17 protein-coding genes are annotated in these 21,387 nt (G+C 51.5%); 5 read left to right on the forward strand and 12 right to left on the reverse strand.

The features are described from left to right. Window positions 1–129: 129 nt before the first annotated feature. The 4 genes from metG to trxB all read right to left on the reverse strand — a co-directional run bounded on the left by metG (window position 130) and on the right by trxB (window position 4,023). A complete protein-coding gene (metG, locus tag AACY98_RS06145) occupies window positions 130–2,232 on the reverse strand; it encodes a methionine--tRNA ligase (RefSeq protein WP_339802908.1) in 2,103 nt (700 codons plus the stop codon). A gap of 265 nt (window positions 2,233–2,497) precedes the next feature. After that, the gene (gene rpmG / locus AACY98_RS06150) at window positions 2,498–2,668 is read right to left on the reverse strand and encodes a 50S ribosomal protein L33 (RefSeq protein ID WP_126980721.1); all 171 of its coding nucleotides are present in this window, start codon (window positions 2,666–2,668) and stop codon (window positions 2,498–2,500) included. A gap of 18 nt (window positions 2,669–2,686) precedes the next feature. Continuing rightward, on the reverse strand, window positions 2,687–2,920 hold the full coding sequence (rpmB, locus tag AACY98_RS06155; RefSeq protein ID WP_126980722.1) for a 50S ribosomal protein L28: 234 nt from the start codon (window positions 2,918–2,920) through the stop codon (window positions 2,687–2,689). Window positions 2,921–3,066: 146 nt separating this feature from the next. After that, on the reverse strand, window positions 3,067–4,023 hold the full coding sequence (gene trxB / locus AACY98_RS06160) for a thioredoxin-disulfide reductase (protein WP_339802912.1): 957 nt from the start codon (window positions 4,021–4,023) through the stop codon (window positions 3,067–3,069). 339 nt (window positions 4,024–4,362) lie between these two features. Between trxB and AACY98_RS06165 the strand changes: the two genes are divergently transcribed. From AACY98_RS06165 to AACY98_RS06180, 4 genes are all read left to right on the forward strand, one after another. After that, window positions 4,363–5,043 (forward strand): Crp/Fnr family transcriptional regulator, encoded by a 681-nt coding sequence (locus tag AACY98_RS06165; RefSeq protein WP_339802915.1) that lies wholly within the window; start codon window positions 4,363–4,365, stop codon window positions 5,041–5,043. An 86-nt stretch (window positions 5,044–5,129) separates the two neighbouring features. Next, window positions 5,130–7,445 carry a DNA translocase FtsK gene (locus AACY98_RS06170; RefSeq protein WP_339802918.1) on the forward strand — a complete coding sequence of 772 codons (2,316 nt, stop codon included), beginning with the start codon at window positions 5,130–5,132 and terminating at the stop codon, window positions 7,443–7,445. 16 nt (window positions 7,446–7,461) lie between these two features. Further along, window positions 7,462–8,133 (forward strand): outer membrane lipoprotein chaperone LolA, encoded by a 672-nt coding sequence (lolA, locus tag AACY98_RS06175; RefSeq protein WP_339802921.1) that lies wholly within the window; start codon window positions 7,462–7,464, stop codon window positions 8,131–8,133. A gap of 52 nt (window positions 8,134–8,185) precedes the next feature. Further along, a complete protein-coding gene (locus tag AACY98_RS06180; protein WP_339802924.1) occupies window positions 8,186–9,493 on the forward strand; it encodes a replication-associated recombination protein A in 1,308 nt (435 codons plus the stop codon). An 81-nt stretch (window positions 9,494–9,574) separates the two neighbouring features. Here the strand turns inward: AACY98_RS06180 and AACY98_RS06185 are convergent, their stop codons facing one another. From AACY98_RS06185 to AACY98_RS06195, 3 genes are read right to left on the reverse strand one after another with little or no spacing between them, the layout of a single operon-like run. After that, window positions 9,575–11,095, reverse strand: coding sequence for a c-type cytochrome (locus AACY98_RS06185; protein ID WP_339802928.1), 1,521 nt, complete (start codon window positions 11,093–11,095; stop codon window positions 9,575–9,577). Between the two features lie 13 nt (window positions 11,096–11,108). Next, window positions 11,109–12,713, reverse strand: coding sequence for a GMC family oxidoreductase (locus AACY98_RS06190; protein ID WP_339802930.1), 1,605 nt, complete (start codon window positions 12,711–12,713; stop codon window positions 11,109–11,111). A 35-nt stretch (window positions 12,714–12,748) separates the two neighbouring features. Then, a complete protein-coding gene (locus tag AACY98_RS06195; protein ID WP_339802933.1) occupies window positions 12,749–13,309 on the reverse strand; it encodes a sugar dehydrogenase complex small subunit in 561 nt (186 codons plus the stop codon). 517 nt (window positions 13,310–13,826) lie between these two features. Here AACY98_RS06195 and AACY98_RS06200 point away from each other — a divergent pair. After that, window positions 13,827–15,815 (forward strand): sigma 54-interacting transcriptional regulator, encoded by a 1,989-nt coding sequence (locus tag AACY98_RS06200; protein ID WP_339802935.1) that lies wholly within the window; start codon window positions 13,827–13,829, stop codon window positions 15,813–15,815. A 105-nt stretch (window positions 15,816–15,920) separates the two neighbouring features. Here AACY98_RS06200 and AACY98_RS06205 read toward each other — a convergent pair whose 3' ends face one another. The 5 genes from AACY98_RS06205 to AACY98_RS06225 all read right to left on the reverse strand — a co-directional run bounded on the left by AACY98_RS06205 (window position 15,921) and on the right by AACY98_RS06225 (window position 21,059). Further along, complete coding sequence (locus AACY98_RS06205; protein ID WP_339802938.1) at window positions 15,921–16,712, reverse strand: SDR family oxidoreductase; 792 nt, start codon at window positions 16,710–16,712, stop codon at window positions 15,921–15,923. Window positions 16,713–16,810: 98 nt separating this feature from the next. Beyond that, a complete protein-coding gene (locus AACY98_RS06210) occupies window positions 16,811–17,686 on the reverse strand; it encodes a fumarylacetoacetate hydrolase family protein (RefSeq protein WP_339802941.1) in 876 nt (291 codons plus the stop codon). A 97-nt stretch (window positions 17,687–17,783) separates the two neighbouring features. Further along, window positions 17,784–19,250, reverse strand: coding sequence for an SLC13 family permease (locus tag AACY98_RS06215; protein ID WP_339802943.1), 1,467 nt, complete (start codon window positions 19,248–19,250; stop codon window positions 17,784–17,786). Window positions 19,251–19,524: 274 nt separating this feature from the next. Next, window positions 19,525–20,697 (reverse strand): UxaA family hydrolase, encoded by a 1,173-nt coding sequence (locus AACY98_RS06220; protein WP_339802945.1) that lies wholly within the window; start codon window positions 20,695–20,697, stop codon window positions 19,525–19,527. A 2-nt stretch (window positions 20,698–20,699) separates the two neighbouring features. Continuing rightward, window positions 20,700–21,059, reverse strand: a complete 360-nt coding sequence (locus AACY98_RS06225) for a UxaA family hydrolase (RefSeq protein ID WP_339802949.1) — start codon at window positions 21,057–21,059, stop codon at window positions 20,700–20,702. Between the last annotated feature and the right edge of the window lie 328 nt (window positions 21,060–21,387).

Raw genomic sequence — 21,387 nt, forward strand, 5'->3', positions numbered from 1 at the left:
TTTCTCATACCCCTGGTTTTGGCATGTGCGCTGGGGCTAAAAGGGGGAATGATCCTATATGTATAAAGCCTGCCATACAGGTTCATTTGCATGGCAGGGAAGAAAAGTGGGCTCCGTATTAATCAGCCATCAATGGATGCGCATACCGGGAGTGGCGCCTTCCCATGGCTCAAGCAGATAAAGCCCCGGATTGGCTTTTCTGTCAGCGTGTGATGCCGACAGGACCATGCCCTCGCTGATGCCAAACTGCATTTGCCTTGGTGCCAGGTTAGCGACAAGCACGGTCAGTTTGCCGATCAGTTGTTCTGGCTTGTATGCCGAAGCGATGCCGGAAAACACGTTGCGCAGGCGGGCTTCACCCACGTCCAGGCTCAATTGCAACAGTTTTCTGGAGCCTTCCACGTTTTTGCAGTCGACAATTTTGGCAATGCGCAGGTCCATTTTGGCGAAATCGTCAATCGTAATGGTTGGCGCCAGGGCTTCACCGCCGGGCAGTGCTTCGTTTTCAGTGCTGCTGGCGGATGTGGGTGCTGGGGCAGATGCTGATGCAGAAGGCGCTGCAGGCGCAGGCTCAAACAGGGCGTCCAGTTTTTTGGCATCAACTCGTTGCATCAGGTGGTTGTAGGCTGCAATCCGGTGTGCGCCCAGAAGTCTGGCGCTGTCGGCAAATTTCAGCGGGGCGACTTGCAGGTAGCTTTCCACCTGGGTGGCCAGTGCGGGCAATACCGGCTTCAGGTAGATGGTCAGCAGACGGAATGCTTCAACGCAGGTGGTGCAAACTTCCTGCAGGCGCTGTTCCTGCCCTTCCTGTTTCGCCAGTTCCCATGGTTTGTTGGCATCCACGTATTCGTTGACACGGTCGGCCAGTGCCATGATGTCGCGCAAAGCACGGCCAAATTCGCGGCTGTCATAAAGCTCAGCGATTTGACCACTGACCTGTTGCAACTGTTGCAGGAGCTGGGTACTTTCTGCATCCAGCTCTGCGGTCAGTTGTCCGTCAAATCGTTTGGTGATAAATCCTGAGGCGCGGCTGGCGATGTTGATGTATTTGCCAATCAGGTCGGCGTTAATGCGTGCAAAAAAATCTTCCGGCGTGAATGCAACGTCTTCGACCTTGGCATTGAGTTTGGCCGCAATATAGTAGCGCAGCCACTGGGCATCCAGGCCCAGATTGAGGTATTTGAGCGGATCAATGCCGGTGCCTCGGCTTTTGCTCATTTTGTCGCCGCTGGCTGTGGTAATGAAGCCGTGCGCAAATATGGAATCCGGTGTCTTGCGGCCGGAAAATTTCAGCATGGCCGGCCAGAACAGGGTATGGAAATAAATGATATCTTTGCCGATAAAGTGATATTGTTCAACCGCCGGGTCTGCCATATAGTCTTCAAAGCTGCGTGTTTCGCCATAGCTTTGTTTGGCTTTGCCGCTGGTGAAAAAGTTTTTTAAGGCAGCCAGATAACCGACGGGTGCGTCCAGCCATACATAAAAATATTTACCTGGCGCATCGGGGATTTCGATGCCGAAATAGGGTGCGTCACGGGAAACATCCCAGTCGGCCAGGCCGGCTTCAAACCATTCGCTGGCTTTTTTGGCGACCTCAGGTTGCAGGCGGCCATCCTGTGTCCACTGTTGCAGGAACTCGACCACCTTGGGATCGGAGAGTTTGACAAAAAAGTGTTCTGAAGACCGCAGTTCCGGCCTGACGCCCGAAAGGGCAGAGTAAGGGTTTTTCAACTCGGTTGGAGAGTAGACAGAGCTGCATACCTCACAGGAGTCGCCATACTGGTCTTTGGCGCCGCAAACCGGGCACTCTCCTTTGATATAACGGTCCGGCAGGAACATGCCTTTTACCGGATCATAGAACTGTTCGATGTCTTTGCTGTAAACCAGCCCGCTGGTCTTGAGCTGTTTATAGATTTCGCAGGCCAGTTCGGTATTTTCAGGGCTGTCGGTACTGTACCAGTGGTCGTGCTCGATGAAAAAGCCATCCAGATACTGTTTACGGCCAGCGGCAATTTCCGCGACAAACTGCTGGGGTGTTTTGCCTTCTTTGCTGGCTGCCAGCATGATGGGCGCACCATGCACATCGTCTGCGCCCATAAAATAGACCTGATGCCCGCACATGCGCTGGGCGCGAACCCAGATGTCGGCCTGGATGTACTCCATGATATGGCCAATGTGGAATTTGCCGTTGGCATAGGGAAGGGCTGTGGTAACAAAGATCTGGCGTGTCATGAATGCTTGAGTGTTATGTGTATCAGTGTAAAAACTGGTAAATATACCATTGTAGCGAGGGGTTGTGTGTTGTGCTGATAACTTTGTGCACCATAGTAATCTGACAACCCGGGAATATGACGGCAGAACCGAAAACCGAAAGGAAAGGCCAACAGAAAAAGCCGCCTGAAACGTATTTCGGCGGCTTTTGCTTCTTAAGCTGAACAATGCAGTTGAACGAACACGCCATCCGGCAAAAGGATGGCACGCCCGTTCAAGGGTAAGCTTATTTCAGCTTGATTTCTTTATAGATCACGTGCTTACGGGCTTTGGGATCAAATTTGCTGATCTCAAGCTTGTCAGGCGTGGTCTTTTTGTTTTTGGTTGTGGTATAGAAATGACCGGTTCCAGCAGTGGATTCCAGTTTGATTTTTTCTCTTGTACCTTTGGCCGCCATGATGAATTCTCCTATGAATTAAATTTCACCACGAGCGCGCAGATCAGCCACAACCTGCTCTACACCGACTTTGTCGATTAAGCGCAGAGCTGCATTGCTGACGCGCAGGCGCACCCAGCGGTTTTCAGTCTCAAGCCAGAAGCGACGGTACTGCAGATTGGGCAGAAAACGACGTTTGGTTTTATTGTTTGCGTGGGAAACTTTATGCCCCACTTGTGGGCGTTTGCCCGTAACTTGACAGACGCGTGCCATGAGCACTCTCCGAAATCTTTAAATGAATGAATAAACGATAAACTTGCAAAACAGCAGATTATAATGTGTTTTACAAAAAAAATCAAAGGCAATGGTTTTACCTTTGCAGTGCGGTATGTGTGCCACACCGCAGCAAAGGTCAAAAATCAGTTATCCAGCCCGTTTTCTTCCAGGTAGCGCTGTGCGTCCAGAGCGGCCATACAGCCTGTGGCTGCACTGGTAATGGCCTGGCGGTAGACCTGATCCTGTACATCACCGGCAGCAAAAACGCCCGGAACGGATGTCATGGTGGCATGACCTTCGCCGCCACCACGGGTCGTGATGTAGCCGTTTTTCATTTCAAGCTGGTTGGCAAATATTTCTGTATTGGGGTGGTGCCCAATGGCAACGAAACAGCCCTGAACTTTCAGGTCCTGCGTTTGCCCGCTGTCTTTGTTGCGCACCCGAACTCCGGTGACGCCTGTCTGGTCGCCCAGGACTTCGTCCAGTTCGGCATTGAGCATGAGTTTGATTTTGCCTTCCTTGACTTTGTCCATCAGTTTGTCAACCATGATGGCTTCGGCACGGAATTTGTCTCTGCGGTGAATCACGGTCACCAGCTTGGCGATATTGGAGAGGTACAGTGCCTCTTCCACGGCGCTGTTGCCCCCGCCTACTACGCATACATCTTGCTCACGGTAGAAAAAACCGTCGCAGGTCGCACATGCTGAGACACCTTTGCCTTTGAATGCCTCTTCCGAGGGCAGGCCGAGATAACGGGCAGATGCGCCGGTGGCAATGATCAGCGTGTCGCATGTGTATGTGTCGCCATCACCTTTGAGGGTAAACGGGCGGTGTTGCAGGTCTACCGTGTGAATGTGGTCAAAAATAATCTGGGTTTTGAAACGCTCGGCATGTTCAAGGAACCTTTGCATCAGGTCCGGGCCCTGGACGCCCATGACATCTGCAGGCCAGTTATCTACTTCGGTGGTGGTCATGAGCTGGCCGCCTTGTGCCAGCCCAGTAACCAGCACGGGTGAAAGGTTGGCTCGTGCAGCGTATATTGCTGCTGTATAGCCGGCAGGGCCAGAGCCGAGAATCAGGATTTTTGCGTGTTGCGCCATGGTATTTTTAATTATCAAAATTGATATGCATTGTTTGTAAAAGTTAAGACAGAATTGTGCCTGTTATTTTCAAAGTATGCCGGTTGACAGGTTTGTTTCCAAGATGGCGCGATGGAATTCATGTTGAAAATGAGGTTTGAGGCCTTATATCATTGAAAGTACAGTGCCATGGTTTTACAACATGAGTTTAAACTCTTATTTATAATGCACTGGTCTATTATTTATGAGGGCACCCGCGGGTTAAGAGCCATAAGCGACCTAACCTATGTTATTTTGTTTGTGAATGCGAAAAATAAGCATTTTGTAAACCTCATTTTTCTGCAGTGAAGGAATTGACACATGGCTATGGTATCTAAGCTCGAGTTATTACGGCGTGTTCCCTTCTTCTCAATGCTGCCCGATGAAGCTGCGCAGGACATCGCGTCTGTCATTGTGAAACAACGTTTCCGTAAGGGCCAGTTGCTGTTTAGGCAGGGGCAGGCATGTCAGGCTTTTTACATCATCATGACAGGAGAAGCACGGGTTATCTCCTCAGATGAGCGCGATCGTGAAGTGATTCTGGCAACCCTTGGCCCAGGAGATTATCTGGGGGAAATGAGCATCATTGACGGTTATCCGGCATCTGCAACGATCCGGTTTGAAACGCAGTCTGATGTGCTGGCCTTGCCACGGGAAGAGTTCAAGCGCCATTTACCGCCTTCAGGCTCAGTGGCTGACGGTGTGTTGCAGGGACTGGTGGCGCGTTTGAGGCAGGCCGACAAAAAGATTCAGTCGCTGGCTTTGCTGGATGTGTACCAGCGGGTTGAGCATGTGCTGCGGGATGTGGCGCAGGAGCGCGATGGAGAACTGATTATCAGTGGCAAGCTGTCCCGGCAGGATATTGCCAAGATGGTGGGCGCATCGCGGGAAATGGTCAGCCGTGTGATGCGGGAGCTGGAGAATAACGGTTACTTTGAAGTGCTGGAAAACGGGAGTCTGTGCCTGCGCCATGAAACAAGTGATAAATTGTCGCTGTCTTAAATTAGAATAGGTGAGCAGAAGTATGATAAACTGTATGAATATACAGCAATGGCGTGTAGTTCATATTCACAACTGACCGAGATTGAATGGCTTCTTATCAGGTAGGATCATCCCGCGCAAAAGGGAAAAAACAGGAATTGCCGGCTGCAGGGCCGGCTTTTCGCTTCACAGAAGAACTGGTTCTGTTAGTGACTGGTCTGTTGGGCGTGCTGGTCGTTTTAATGCTGGCAACCCATTCTTTGCAGGATGCATCGTGGTCTACTTCAGGCATTCAGGGGGTGGATACTGCCAACAGCGTTGGTGTGGCCGGTGCCTGGGTTTCCGACCTGCTGTATTACTTTTTTGGCTATTCTGTCTGGTGGCTGCCATTGGTCGGGTGTATTCTGTGGGCAAAAGCCGTCATCCGTGTTTTCCGTAAACATGGCGCAGCCACCGTTATCCACTGGCGTGTATGTGTTGGCATTGTGCTGCTGCTGGGTGCGTCGTGTGCGCTGGAGTGGAGCCGCTTGTATGGCGTTGAAAAATACCTGCCGGGCGTTTCCGGCGGGGTGTTGGGGCAATGGCTGGGCATGCTCGGGCAGCATTGGGCGGGTTTTTCAGGCTCCGGGCTGTTATGGATTGCGTTGTTGCTTTTGGGGCTGAGCTGGTCTTTGGGTTTTGGCTGGATGAATGTGGCCGAAAAGCTAGGGGCGGTCGTGGAGTCGTTTTTCATCAGGCTCAAGCAAAAGGCGGAGTCTGCTGCGGATGAAAAAATAGGGATTCAGGCTGCACAGGAGCGTGAAGCAACCGTGCGCCAAAAGCGGGAGCAGGCACAGCAGCACCCGGTGGCACCTGTGGTGATTGAGCCGGTGCTCAATGAGGTTGTTGAGTCTGAGCGGGTCATCAAAGAACGGCAAAAGCCCTTGTTCAGCGAGTTACGGGTTTCCGGCCTGCCCGAAGTCGGTTTGCTGGACAGTGTGCCGCAACAGCATGATGAAGCATCTGCTGAGACACTGGAGCTGACCTCCAGGCTGATTGAAAAGAAGCTGTCGGACTTTGGTGTGGAGGTTCAGGTCACAACGGCTTCGCCGGGGCCGGTGGTCACGCGTTATGAATTTGAGCCTGCCATTGGTGTGAAGGGGGCCCAGATTGTCAACCTGTCAAAAGACCTGGCACGTTCTTTAGGGCTGGTTTCGCTGCGGGTGGTAGAGACTATTCCGGGGAAAACGACGATGGCGCTGGAGTTGCCCAATGCCAAGCGGCAGATCATCCATCTCTCAGAAGTGGTAGGTTCCAGCACGTACCATGACGCCAAATCGCTGCTTACGCTGTGTCTGGGTAAAGATATCATTGGCCGGCCAGTGGTGGCCGATCTGGCCAAAATGCCGCATCTGCTGGTGGCCGGCACCACAGGTTCCGGGAAGTCGGTGGGTATTAACGGCATGATTCTTTCCATGCTCTACAAGGCCGAGCCGTCGCAGGTGCGTCTGCTGATGGTGGACCCCAAGATGCTGGAAATGAGCGTATACGAAGGTATTCCGCACCTGCTGGCCCCGGTGGTGACCGATATGAAGCAGGCCGCCAATGCCCTGAACTGGTGTGTGGCTGAAATGGAAAAGCGCTACCGGCTGATGAGCAAACTGGGTGTGCGTAACCTGGCCGGTTTTAACTCGCGCATAGAAGATGCCAAAGCCCGCGGGGAAAGTATTGCCAACCCGTTTTCATTAACGCCTGAAAGCCCCGAACCGCTGGAGCATCTGCCCTATATTGTGGTGGTGATTGATGAACTGGCCGACCTGATGATGGTGGCAGGTAAAAAGATTGAAGAATTGATTGCACGCCTGGCGCAAAAAGCACGTGCCTCGGGCATCCACCTGATTTTGGCAACACAGCGCCCGAGTGTGGACGTGATTACCGGGCTGATCAAAGCCAACATTCCAACGCGCATTGCATTTCAGGTCAGCAGCAAGGTAGACAGCCGGACGATTCTGGACCAGATGGGCGCGGAGAGCCTGCTGGGTATGGGCGATATGCTGTATCTGGCGCCAGGTACCGGGTTGCCCGTGCGTATTCATGGCGCGTTCGTCAGTGACAGCGAAGTACACCGCGTGGTGGAATACCTGAAGAGCCAGGGTGAGCCCAACTATATTGAAGGCTTGCTGGAAGGTGGTACGCTGGATGGAAATGGCAATGGCGGTGTTGCAGGCGGCTCTGAAGATGCGGAGGCTGATCCGCTGTACGATCAGGCCGTGGAAATTGTGCTGAAAAACAGGCGTGCTTCCATTTCGCTGGTTCAGCGCCATCTGAAAATCGGTTACAACCGTGCTGCCAGGATTCTGGAGCAGATGGAAAATGCCGGGATCGTATCCCCCATGTCCAGTAACGGGAACCGTGATATTCTGGTTCCGACTGGTGAGGAATAAAAAGGGAAATACAGAGATGAACAGTGATCACAAGCCCTTTCATGCCATGCAGCGCCGCGATGTGCTGGGCCTGGCTTTAGTCGGGATTGCAGCGGCGGTGCTGCCTTCACAACGGGCCCTGGCAGACTCGGTGGATACGCTCAAGAATTTTTTGCAGAACGTTTCCAGCTTGCGTGCCAAATTTACCCAGGTTGTGGTTTCTTCTCAGAATGACCGTACCCGTACGTCCAGCGGCACGTTTGTGTTGTCTCGTCCGAACCGGTTTCGTTTTGACTACCTGAAGCCTTATGAGCAGCAGATCATCAGTGATGGCCAGAATCTATGGCTGTATGATGTGGATTTGGAGCAGGTGACCCAGCGCGAATACAGTTCTGCGATGGGCTCCACGCCAGCGGCTTTGCTTGCGGGCGGCGCCCAGGCAACCATGGCGCAGCAGAACTTCACGCTCCAAAGCGCGCCTGATGCAGATGGGCAGCAGTGGATTGAGGCCAAACCCAGACAGGAAGAAGGCCAGATCCGCGGTGCCCGTATCGGTTTTCGGGAGCAGACACTGGCAACGCTGCAGATCGTGGATAACTTTGGGCAGACATCGACGCTGACTTTCAGCGATGTGGAAATCAACCAGGTACTTTCAGATACGCTGTTTACATTCAAAGTGCCGGATGGGGTTGACCTGATTACTGAATAGGAATTCCGTTTCGCGCAGCAAGCGCCGGCCTGTCAGATTGGAGAAACATACTGTGGCAGATTTGTTCCATGCATCAGCCTCACCCGCGACACCACTGGCAGAGCAACTGCGGCCCCAGACACTGGATGAGGTGGTTGGGCAAACACAGTTGCTGGGGCAAGGTAAGCCACTGCGTTTGGCGTTTGAATCGGGGCACCCGCACTCCATGATTCTGTGGGGACCGCCGGGAGTTGGAAAAACAACACTGGCACGGCTGACTGCCAGAGCGTTTGACTACGAGTTTATTGCATTGTCTGCCGTGTTTTCCGGCGTCAAGGACATCCGCGCTGCGGTAGAACAGGCACAGCAATACCAGGCCAATGGGCGGCAAACCATTTTGTTCATCGATGAAATTCACCGCTTCAACAAAGCCCAACAGGATGCATTGCTGCCTTTTGTTGAAGCCGGCACGGTCATATTCATTGGCGCAACCACTGAGAATCCGTCGTTTGAAGTAAATTCGGCGCTGCTTTCGCGGGCGCAGGTGTATGTGCTTAAACCACTGACAGATGAAGAACTGCATCAGTTGTATGAAAGAGCACATCAACTGGCGTTATCCCATTTGCAGTTTGATGAACTGTCGATTAGCACCATGATTGGTTATGCCGATGGCGATGCCCGTCGCATGCTGAATCTGCTGGAGCAGGCTGCCACAGCGGCACGGGCAGCAGGCATTACCGAAGTGGATGGCGCATTTATTGCCGATGCGCTGATGCTCAATGTACGCCGCTTTGACAAAGGGGGCGATAATTTTTACGACCAGATCTCTGCACTGCATAAGTCGGTGCGTGGTTCACATCCGGATGCCGCGCTGTACTGGTTTTGCCGCATGCTGGATGGCGGGGCCGACCCGCGTTATCTGGCCCGGCGTATTGTGCGTATGGCGTGGGAGGATATTGGCCTGGCTGATCCGAGAGCAATGACGATTGTGAACGATGCGGCTGCCACTTATGAACGGCTGGGCTCACCCGAAGGCGAACTGGCTTTGGCACAGGCGATCATCTACCTTTCCTGTGCGGCCAAAAGCAATGCCGGTTATAACGCCTATAACGCAGCGAAAACTTTCATCAAACAGGATAAATCGCGTGAGGTTCCTGTACACCTGCGCAATGCCCCGACCAAGCTGATGAAGGAACTGGGCTACGGGCATGACTACCGCTATGCGCATGATGAGCCCAACGCGTATGCGGCTGGAGAGACCTATTTGCCGGACGGTATTGCCGAGCCTGGCTGGTACCAGCCTGTGCCGCGCGGGCTGGAAGTCAAAATTGCTGAGAAGCTGGCATTTTTAAGAAAGCTAGATGATGAGGCAAACTCATAGAGTGCGGTTTTTCGGCTTGCATTCGTGAGTGGCTTTGAATAAAAAAACAGACGGGATACCCCGTCTGTTTTTTTAAAGGACTTATTTGCGTTTGCGTTTGAATTTGGCAAAGAATGCCTTGATACGCGGTGCAAAGCGGATGACCCAGCCCAAAACGAAGACCAGGAGCAGCGCCATGATGCCTACGCCCGCTGCTTTGATGATGGAGGCAATGGGAGCTTCTCCCAGTGCGGCACCGGTGCGCAGTTTGTTGACGTCTACATCTGTTGTTTGGGTGGTGGGGCGGCCATAGGTCTGGAACAGCCAGTTGGTCAGCGTGGCAACTTCCTGGTCTGTGAATTGCCCTTTGAATGCGGGCATGAAAATCTGCCGGTCACCAGCCTGACGCTCAATGCCATTTAATATGGTGAGAACCACGTTATTAGGGGTGGACTGGCCAAGCGTGCTGTTGTTGACCAGTGATGGGAAGTCGGCCTGAGCAATACCGCCACCGTCCATGCCATGGCAGCTTGCACATGCGCCATAATACAGTTGTGCGCCTGAGAAGTTGCGTGAGGCTGTGCTTGCCGATGGGCGATAATCTAATGTATCGCGAATGGTCCCGGATAAATCGCGCAGTTCACCCCATTCAAAAGGAGCGGTTGTGGCTTCGGTGGCCTGATCTTCTTTATTGCGCATTGCAGGCTGGTCACGCAACCAGGCAATGAGGTCGTTGATATCCTGTTCAGGCAGTTGCGACAGCGATCTTTCAATGGCATGTGCCATCGGGCCGCCGGCACTGGATTTGCCAGGGATGTAACCGGTACTCAGGTATTGCGCCAGTTCTGCATCGGACCATCTACCGATGCCGCTGATTTCGTCCGGGGTGATATTGGGGGCATACCAGCCGTTGGTAACGATACTGCCTGCCAGTGGACGTTCCGGGTCGCTGCCCATGGACATGGTTCTGGGCGTGTGGCAGGTACTGCAGTGGGCCATACTGGCCAGGTAGGCGCCCCGGTTGATTGCATCGCTTTTATCAGGGTTCGGGCGAAACTCTTGTTCGTTGAAGTTCAGCATTTTCCATCCGGTCAGAGTCCAGCGGATGTTATATGGAAAATCCATCCGATTCGGGGTTCTTGCCTGTTCAATGGCGGGCAGTGAAAACAGGTAGGCTTTAATTGCCAACACGTCATCACGCCGGATTTGTGTGAATGAATCGTACGGCATGGCCGGGTAGAGGTTTTCTCCATGCCGCCCCCTGCCTGAATGCAAGGCATGGTAAAACTCATCATCGGTCCACGCGCCGATTCCAGTGCGCTGGTCTGGCGTGATGTTCGGAGGGTAGATGGTGCCAAAGGGGGTGCGTATGCCTTCGCCACCGGCAAACGGTTGTGCCGGGTCTTTGGTATGGCATGCGTAACAGTCTGCCGCTGTACTCAGGTAGCGTCCACGTTCAATCAGGTCGGCAGCGGTAGTACTTTCTGTTATGGGTTCGCTGGTGCTTTCAGAAGCGGGTTGGGCCATGGCTGAGCTGGCCAGCATGAGCAGCCCCAGGCCGACTGCCACCAGCCGCTGGTGCAATTGGTGTATTGTGAACGCCATGCGCCTGTTGATGCTCACCCGGTAAACTCCTTTATAAAGCATTATGAATGGTTTCGGCCAAACGCAAAGACAATGCGGCGCCGGTCAGTGTGGGGTTGACCACCCCCGCTGCAGGAATAACGCCTGTAGTTGCCAGAAACAGGTTCGGATGGTCGTGGGTGCGGCAGTCACCATCAACCACCGAATTTTCCGGATTATCTCCCATGATGACCGTGCCCATGATGTGGTCACGGTTTTGCCAGCCGGTATCGTCGTTGACCACTTTCCCTTGAAATATCGAGACAAAGTGCCTGAAGTCCTGTTTGGCAATTTCTGCCCCCGCCTTTACATAGGCGTCCACATCGTAATGGATAGAGGGCTTGGGAATGCCCAGCGCATCTTTGTTGTCAGACAGGGTGATGCGGTTACCGGCATGCGGCAGCATTTCAAACACAGTTGAAATACTGACCCAGCGCGCAGCATCGTGGCGTATTTGTTCATTGAGTTGTTTGCCTTTATAGCCTGCGGCGATGAGCCGCTCTGTGACCATCAGGTTAGGCACGGCGTTGCCTAACGAATGCTTGATGGCCGAGTGCCGGGCTCTGAAGGAGCCATCCCGCCAGTTGAATACACCGCCTTGTTGTACAGGCCCGCGCCCCGGCCAAAGTGCGTCATGGGAAAGGAATGTGAGCCCGATGCCGGTATGGTCCATCAGGTTGCGACCCACCTGGTCGGAGGAGTTGGCGACTTCTGAGAGCAACAGCAGCTTGGGCGTTTCAATGCCATGGGCTGCCACAATGATGAAACGTGCAGTCAGGTGCCGTTCCTGCCCGTCCGGTGTTTTATAGTGCACGGCGGTAATGACATTGCCTTCGCCTTTTTCCAGTCTGAAGGCGACTGAGTTTGGCATGGTTTTGGCACCGGCCTCTTTCGCTTTGTCGACATGCGTGATACCGGAATACATGGCACCGGTCGGGCATATCGGCATGCAGTTGTTGTTGCCGCTGCAGGCGGGCCTGTCATCGTAGGTGCGGCTGGCGCGTGCTTGGGGTTCATCAATAAAGCGAAACCCTGCCTGCCCGACTTTTTGGGCAAATTCCTGGGTGTAGGAACTCCAGGTCAACTGCGGCAAAGGGTACGGCTGAGAGCGGGGCGGGTAAGGATGCTGTCTGCCGCGGCCACTTTGGTCATCGGTATTGCTGCCGCAAACGCCCAGGGCTTCTTCTGCCAGTTGGTACCAGGGCTCCAGGTCTTCGTAGCTGATTGGCCAGTCGCGGCCAACACCATAGGTGCTGTGGAGCTTCATGTCGCTGGGCAGATAGCGCCACGCTGCGGCAGCCCAGTGCCAGGTGGTGCCCCCGATCAGGCGCAGCATGCCGGGTTTAAATTCGAACGACCCGGTGTTTTCAAGATAGGTATCAGAGACGGCGCCGCCATAAGACTTCGGAGCCCAGGCCTGTTCGGGGTATGGTCGGTTGAAGTCGCTTTTTTCCGGATTATTGCGAAAACGCTCCACAATTTGCCAGCGCTCCATGCGGGGGCCGGCCTCCAGAATAATGACAGAGTGGCCCCGGCGCGCCAAAGACCAGGCTGCCAGAGAGCCTAAAACGCCGGATCCGATCACAATGACATCTGCATCATACTGTGGTATTGCCATAAACGGTACTTTTTACTCTTGTGGACTAGGTCTCATTATAGGGATGGGGCCTGGGCCCAACTGCCATATCCGCCACGGGCATAAGTCGGGATTTCCGTGACATCTTTTGTGGGCGCGTACATGAGCGCATGTTCATAAGTGATCAATATGGCGTCTTTGCCCGAACCTGCACGCCCGGTATAAAGCGCACGCAGAATGCTTTGCATGAATTCTTTGAGTTCAGGGGCAATGCGGGGAGCTTCGCATTCTGTATCAGACTTTGCACATGCCTGTGTATCGTGATACCACACAGTCAACAGCCCCATTTTTTTCTCAAAATTGGGTGTCAGAGCTCTGAGCGCATCGAATGTTTTGGTCGTAAGTCCAAAATCCAGCTCCGGGTTTGCGCATAGCTCGGAGGCAATACGGTGAAATATTCTGGAGACAGAAAGGTCCGTGGTATCCGAGACTGGCGTTTGTGCCAGCGCAGTTTGAGCAGGCAACAGGCCAAGTGCAATCATCACAGCAAAAGATGAACCGGCCATCATGCTTCTGCGATTGAGCCGGCATGAATCTGAAACATTCAGAGAGGCAGCAGATGGAAGGTGTTTATCCATGTTTTGGCGGCAGTTCCATTCAGTGGGGGTTATCAATATATAAAAACTGTCTGTAAAAGTTTAACGGGGTATCAATAACCCTGCCCAGGAACATTTGGAAAGACGAGTCAGGCCAACAGTTTTCCGGCCAGGCTGGATATGAGGCGGCCATCAAAAATCAATGCATATGTATGGATTATCCGGCTGGAATTTTCTGCTGAAAGCACCTATAAGGACAGTTGGTACGTTTTAATGTTCTCGCAGCAACTGGATGGTGTCCAGGAGCATCAATTGAAACGCATGAACCATGTGAAATGGTGATTTTTGCGTGATGAATCTCATGCATGTCTTTTCTTGTCTGCGAAGATTTCCCCGTTCGCTACATTTGAGCGCAGGGCAATATGCAATCTATTGATTTTAATGAATTAATTTTTTAAATCATTTTAGTGAGCCGGATCAAAGTTCATGCTTTACTCATCATGTATGATGGTGTGCATATCAGCATTTTTTTGACATTATTTTGATGATGCAAAGCAGCATGGAACGCATTGGAATTATAGTGCCTGATGATATCGGCGATATTGGCCTGTATCAGGATATGCTTGCCATGATCTCCAAGCTTGGGCTGACCCACTGTGTAGAGATACATCATGCTGCGCTGGAAACGGCGATTCCCATTGCGAAGCGGATGGAAAAGAAGGGGGTCCATGCCATTGTCTCCCGGGGGGCGACTCTGGAGCTGATCAAGCAGTCCGGGATCAGCATTCCTTTAGTCAATATTCCATTTCATATCAGCGATCTGTGTGCGATTATTTCTCAGGCCAAACAACACAGCGGGCTGGACTTTCCCCGCATCGGGATTGTGACCTATCAGGATATCAATCTGGATATCGCAGCTTTTGCCGACTTGATTCATCTGGATGTCCGGGTGTACAAAAGCGAGGCTTCAAGTGACTCCATCCGCAGGGTTGTCAAGCTTGCCCAGAGTGATGGTGTGGATGTATTGGTTGGCGGTGTCACAACCCGGAAGAATATTCACAGCGAACGGCCCTTGTTTCTTCAATATGTCAGCGGGGAGTCGTCACTGGAGCAGGCGTTGCGGGAGGGGCATACGATTGCCCTGGCCCGTAGTCTGGAGCGGCTGCAGGCCAATCATTTTAAAACAACGGTGGGTGCGATCAAGGAAGGAATCATATCGCTGGATTCCGAGAATCACATAACCATATTGAACACCGCTGCCAAAAAATTGCTGGGTCTTACCGAACAGGATGAGCCGCGCACACTCAAATCGCTATGGCCACAAATCTATGAGCTTGTGTCTGCACGGCAGACAGTTTCAGATAAGCTGGTTCATTATCACAATCAGCAATTCATTGTGAATGTGATCAAGCATCAGGAAGCCGATTTGCTGCACGGTGTGGTGATTACGTTCCAGAAAGTGGAGCGGATCAAACAGGTTGCAGAGCTTCAAATACAAAAAAGGCCTACATCCAAAGGCCATACCGCCGACAAATCATTTGATTCGATTATCGGTAATTCGCCTGCATTGCAAAAGGCAATTCAATTATGCGAAGCTGCTGCCAAAACGTCGAGCCCCATTCTTTTGTTTGGCGAAACTGGTACGGGTAAAGAGATTTTTGCCCAGGCCATACATAATGCAAGCCTGCGGCAACATTGCCCGTTTGTTGCGGTTAACTGCGCGGCTATTCCCCCGTCGTTGCTGGAGTCAGAGCTGTTCGGATACGAAGAGGGCGCTTTTACCGGGGCCATGAAAAAAGGAAAACCCGGCTTTTTTGAGATGGCCGATACCGGAACTATTTTCCTGGATGAAATATCTGCTTTGGACCATTACGGACAAACCCGGTTGTTGCGTGTGTTACAGGAAAAAGGGGTATCCCGGCTTGGCAGTTCACATTACACGCCTTTGGACTTTCGGGTGATTGCCGCATCCAACAGGGATTTATGGGGCATGGTGAAAAAAGGGGAGTTCAGGGAAGACCTTTTTTATCGCCTGAATGTGTTTCCTGTTCTGATTGCACCGTTAAGAGAGCGCAGGGAAGATATCCCCGTGCTGGTCGAATATTTTTCCGAGTTTTATGAAAAAAATATCCGGATTTTTTCTCCGGATGCTATTGACGCTCTGGCTGGGGGAGTATGGTATGGCAACATCCGTGAATTGCAGCATTGTGTCCAGCGGTTGTGCTTTTTTCATAAAAGCGGGTTGATACGTGCAAAACATGTTCATGCAGCCATGGAATACATCCGTTTGCCAGACTGGATGGATACCACTGGAGGCCCGGCGGCTATTGGCAAAGAAGTCATAGAAAAGTCTGTTTCCAAGGAGGTTGCAGACAGTGACGAGTATGCATGCTGCCCTGCGTCATCAGACTGTGAGCGCAATCGCATCATTGAAACGCTGCGCAGCACGCATGGCAACCAGCAGAAAACGTCAGAAATTCTGGGCATACACAAAACGACGCTTTATCGAAAAATGCAGCGCTATGGCATTAAAAAAGTCGTCTTATAAAACAAGCGCTTTCTGATGTAAAAAAGCATTACCTGCAATATGCGTTGCAAGGTAATGCTTAAAGTTGCATATGATTTTATAGAAGAGAAGGGTTGATACCCTTTTTTAGAATGCTTTTGTCATACCGCCATCAACCAGCATGGTTTGTCCTGTAATGTAGGTATTGGCCTGTGAGCACAGGAACACGGTCAGCTTGGCGTATTCCTCTGGTGTTCCATAACGGCCCAAAGGAATGCCTTTGATAGCATTGTCGTGCACCTGCTCAATGGTCAGGCCGGCTTTTTTGGCCCTGACTTCATCAAGATAGGCAATGCGGGCGGTTCCAATCCGTCCCGGTCCCATGACGTTGATGAGAATATTGTCTTTGCCCAGTTCCTGAGACAGCGTTTTGGATAAGCCGATTACGCCCATTCGGAAGGTGTTGGACAAAATCAGGTTATCAAGTACCTGCTTGACCGAGGAGGAGGTGTAGTTGACGATACGCCCACCCCCTGCTTTGCGCATGTGGGGCAGCACTTCACGGATACTGCGAATGTATGAGAGCAGGTTCAGTTCATAGGCTTTTTGCCACACGTCATCATCTGTAAAGCTGTCAAAGCTGCCTGCGGGCGGGCCACCGGCGTTGTTGACCAAAGCAAACACGGAACCGAAAGCATTTACCGTTTCAGAAACAACTTTTTTAATATCTTCACTTTTGGTGATATCTCCGATGACATACGCCGGCTTATTACCAGTGGCCGCTTCAATTTCTGCCTGAGCCTGTTTGAGCTCTTCTTCAAACGGGCTAAAGAGCATGACGTTTGCTTTTTCCCTGGCGAATTCAAGTGCGGCTGCCTTGCCTAATCCTGCGCTGGATGCCATCACAATAACGGGTTTATCTTTCAAACCGGTTTCCATATTTGCTTTCCTTTAATTTTTTGAAAATTCTGGTCATGAAAAATGAAGCATCATCAATCCATGCATGCCTCATTTTTCAGGCTCGTTTCTAGCTGTGTTTATTGACTGACTTTCAAATCTCTCACCGAGTTAACGAGCGATTCAAAGCCATCAATATGGCACTCTATGACATCACCTTCGTTGATATGCACGGCACGCGGCGTTCCTGTTGAGATCACATCCCCCGGGTACATTGTGGCAATTTTGGAGTGGAATGAAATCAGAAAGTCAGGCGGAAATGTCATGTTGGAGACAGTGTTTCTGGCGTGTACTTTGCCGTTGATGACTGTGGCAACGTTGAGCTTCATGACATCGTCAACTTCATCGGGCGTGACAAGTTCAGGGCCAAAAGAAAAGAAGGTGTCAAAGTTTTTGACCTGGGTCAGATAACGGGGATTGGCGCGCAGAATGTCTTCTGCTGTCATGTCAATGATGGTGGTAAACCCGGCTACCACAGAAAGCCAGTTTTCCGGCTCGACGTCTTTACATTCTTTGCCATAAATAATGCCCAGTTCCGATTCGCCGGTTGTCTTTTCGGACTGCGTCGGAATTTCAATCGTTCCGGTATGACCGATGATGGTGTTATCCCATTTCGGAAAACTGGCGGGGCGGCCTGTCGGTGCTTTTTCGGCCAGATCGCCGGCGTGGTCTACATAATTAAGCCCAATGCCCCAGATTTTGTGAGGGTGCCGGTAAAGCGGAGCATAAAAAGCGTGTTCTTTAAGGATGGCCGGCAGTTTTTCAAGACGCTCTTTTCCACCGTTGCAATACCATTGCCGCATTGCATCCAGACTGCCAGTCTGCAAAATATTGAAGATATCTGTGGGCCACCACTTGTTGTATGTCGTATTGACATCAGTAACCGGGACCAGCCCTTTGGAAGAGACGATGGCAGCGGTTTCTGCTCCGTTTAATACAATGGTTGAAAGTCTCATGATCAATTTCTCCGTAGGTGTATCTGCCTGCCATTAAAAATGAACTGGTCTTTGGCAGAAGTCATTAAAACAAATCTCGTCATGTCTGCATCAGGATTTAACGCAAGCCAACGATGGGGAAGTAGAAAATAGCGGCAAGAGCCCACAATGCCCAGGCGGCAAAGCCCACTGCAAGGCCCGAGCGGAACAAGTCTGCTGTGCTGTGGTAGCCTGGTCCCATCATGATGATGTTGCCCTGGGTATTGAACGGGAAGAAGAATGCGTAGCCGATCAGGAAGGCCTGTGGTAGCACGAAGCTGACAATCGGGAAATTGAAAGTCTGCGCAATGCCGATATAAATGGGAATCATGACCCCACACATGGCCGTTGTGGTTGACCAGAACATGTGGCTGAAAATCGTGAACCCCATTAAACCGATCATGAAAGGCAGCATGCTGACGTTTTCAATACCAAGGTGCGTCATTCCAGCCCTGATGATGAACTCAATGGCGCCGGTTTTAACCAATGCGGCACTCAGCGAAAGAACACCGCCAAAGTAAACAAACAGCTCCCATGGAATGCCTTTGTTTGCCTCTTTCCAGGTCAGCACGCCAATCTTGGGCAGGAAAATCAGTATGACAGCGAGAAAAGCAATGAACGTGGAGTTGAAATGGTGCCATAAATCAGTGGACCAAAGCGCAAGCGCCAGCAGAAAATAAAAGATGGTGCGCTTTTCGGATGATTTCATCGGACCGATCTGCCGGAGCTCTTCCTGTATATAAGAAGTGCCTCCGGGGATGGCACTCATCTCCGGTTTAAAGATACGCGTCACAATACCAACAGACAGTACCAGCAAAATCATGTTGACCGGAAAAGCCACCAAAGCCCAGTAGCCCCATGACGTCATGATGGAAGCGCCCGCAACACTGATGATCATGGTGACGGCCATAGGGTTGGGAACGGTTCCTGTCATGAAAGCCGAGGCTGTGATATTGGAAGACAAGCTGTTACATATAAAAAGTGCTTTGCCAAAATTGCCTCCCTTTTGCGCTTTATACGAATCTGCAATTCCTTCGACCACGGGCAGTAATGCGGTGGTTCTTGCGGTATTCGAAGGGGTGAGGGGAGAGATCAGCATATTGGCAAGCATGGGAGTCAGAATGGCACCGAAGGGTCTTTTGCCCAGCCAGCGTAACATGTGCAGGGCAAGCCGTTTGGCCACCCCTGTTTCAATCATGGCGATTGAAATGATGAAACCCGCTGTCTGCAGCCACAGGCCCGAATTGGAAAAACCTGCAATTGCAAACCCCGCATCGTGAATCAGGCCGCCGCTTTCATCAACCTTACCGGCCAGGTTGCCTACCCAGAAATACAGAAGAGAACACACGATAAAAGCGCTGGGCCCAAAACCGATGCCCTGTGTAATCCAAAGCGTTACCGCACTGAAAAATATGGTCAGCAGTTTATGCTGGATGATTGTCATCCCGTCTGGCATCGGTAAAAACCAAACCAGCAGACCAATGCCTACGCTCAGCAAAAGACCATATCGTTTGCCGAAACTTTCAAACTTACTTGGGTTGCTCATTTTCTTTCCTTGCAATGTGTGGTCTAAGTTGTTTCATTGGCGTGATGCAAAAACGATATAGACCACTAAAACCTTCAATTTAGGAAATAGAACGCCCTACCTCATCCTCTCAAAGAGGAGGTATGCTGCTCGTCTTCAGACAGATAAGATCTATGAACGCTGTTTAACCGGGCGCCTTGTCATGGCTGCTGGTACAAACGTATTGGCATATTCAACAAAATGATTTTGAGAATCTCTTTTGATATGCAGACCTCGTCCATCAATCCTGTATGAACTACGGCTTTCTGGTAATGCAAAGGAGCTCGTCGTGACCAAACTCTTCTGCCTTGCACAATTTGCCGGAGGCGACATCAAGAATTTCCTGATAGATACGATCTCCCATTTCGTTCAGAGAACATTGACCCGATAACACTTCGCCCGCATTGATGTCGATATTGGCTCGCATGCGGTTATAAGTGTGCGGGTTGCCGGTGATTTTGACGACAGGAACCCCCGGGAAGCCTGAAGGCGTGCCCCGCCCGGTTGGAAAGCAGATAATCTGTGCGCCGGCAGCAACTTGCCCTGTTGCCACTTCGCCGTCATGCCCGGGGCCGTCCATCAGCAGCAACCCACGTTTGCTGGGGATTGCGCCGGTTGCAAATACCTCCATGAATTTTGCTTTTTCTCCAGACTTCTTCATGCTGCCAAGAGACTTCTCCACAACGCTGGAAAGTCCGCCGTCATAGTTGCCCGTTGAGATCAGATGGCGACGGTTTTCATTTGTGGATTCCCTGGTTTGCTTGGTCAGGTGCTCTTCCATGGCATTGATTGCATCTTCTATCTCTTTGCCAACCTGCTCATTGATCGCGCGGCGTGCCAGGATATGCTGGGTGCCAAGCAGCTCTGTCAGTTCAGAGAGAATGGAGCTGCCACCTTGCTCGACCAGACGATCGGAGGCGATTCCAAGGGCCGGATTAGCGACAAGCCCACTGGTCATGTCTGAACCGCCACAGTTCAGACCGATCATCAAATGGCTGACAGATGCCTCCCGGCGACGCTCCTGTGATATGGCCTCTAACATGGCCTGGGCGATTCGCGAGCCTTTTTCAATGGCACGCAGCGTATCCCCTTCCTCCTGAATCACCACAGTTTCAAGGCGCTTGCCTGTTGACGCAATACCTTCAGCCAGTTCATTGGCTTTGAAACGCTCACACCCAAGTCCAACCACAACAACCGCAGCAATGTTGGGATTTCTGCCAATGCCGATCAGTGTCTGGGCCGTGGTATCAAGATCATTGCCAACCTGACTGCATCCAACGGGATGGCGCATAAAAATGCTGCGCGGCACATTCTGCGCAATACGCTCAGCGACCTTCGCTGCACAAAAAACAGATGGAATAATTGCCACATGGTTGCGAATGCCATATTGCCCGTTTTCACGTTCATAACCCCAAAATGAATCATTCATAATCACATCCCCCTTGAGCAATACATGTTGTGGTTGTGAATCCAGTCGCCCTTTTTAATTGCGACCTCCATGCGGCCAATCTCTTCACCGTACTTGATGACAGGCGCATCTTTGGCAATATCTGCCAGTGCAATTTTGTGTCCGAATTTGACGTCGTTTTGAGCCTGTACGGCATATTCGGTGCCATCCACACGACGGATGATGCATTCGTCGCCTTTATCAATATCTGCAACCACTACAGCAACATTGTCTGTAGGGTGCAAGATGAGCGCAGCTTTTGCACTTTGCTCTTTTAACAATTCCTTCATCGCAGAATCCCCTTTTGATAGAGCTTGAGAAATACTTTTCTCTGATGTAGTCATTGATGAGCAACATGCATGCCAGGCTCTACTCACGCAGGAGAAAAGGTGTTTTTTCCTTGTAAAACAACGAACTGTTTAAGAGATTTTGCTGCCTGCGATGAGATACATTTGGTTGCAGAATCTGCATGCATAAATGCAAAAACTGCATTAATGCAATCTGCTGCTAAGGGGCAAGTCCGTTGGCATGGGTAAGGGTGAGCAGTTCTGCACTTGGTTTGATGAAACCGTAGAAGAGCCGGTATTGATTGAACCAGCGACGAGATTTGAGACTGTTGAATAGCGTTGGTGTTCCCTCGGGTCATTATTGACCCGGTGTGATTCTTATTTG

The sequence above is a fragment of the Saezia sanguinis genome (genome assembly GCF_963921665.1).
Classification (GTDB): domain Bacteria; phylum Pseudomonadota; class Gammaproteobacteria; order Burkholderiales; family Burkholderiaceae_C; genus Saezia; species Saezia sanguinis.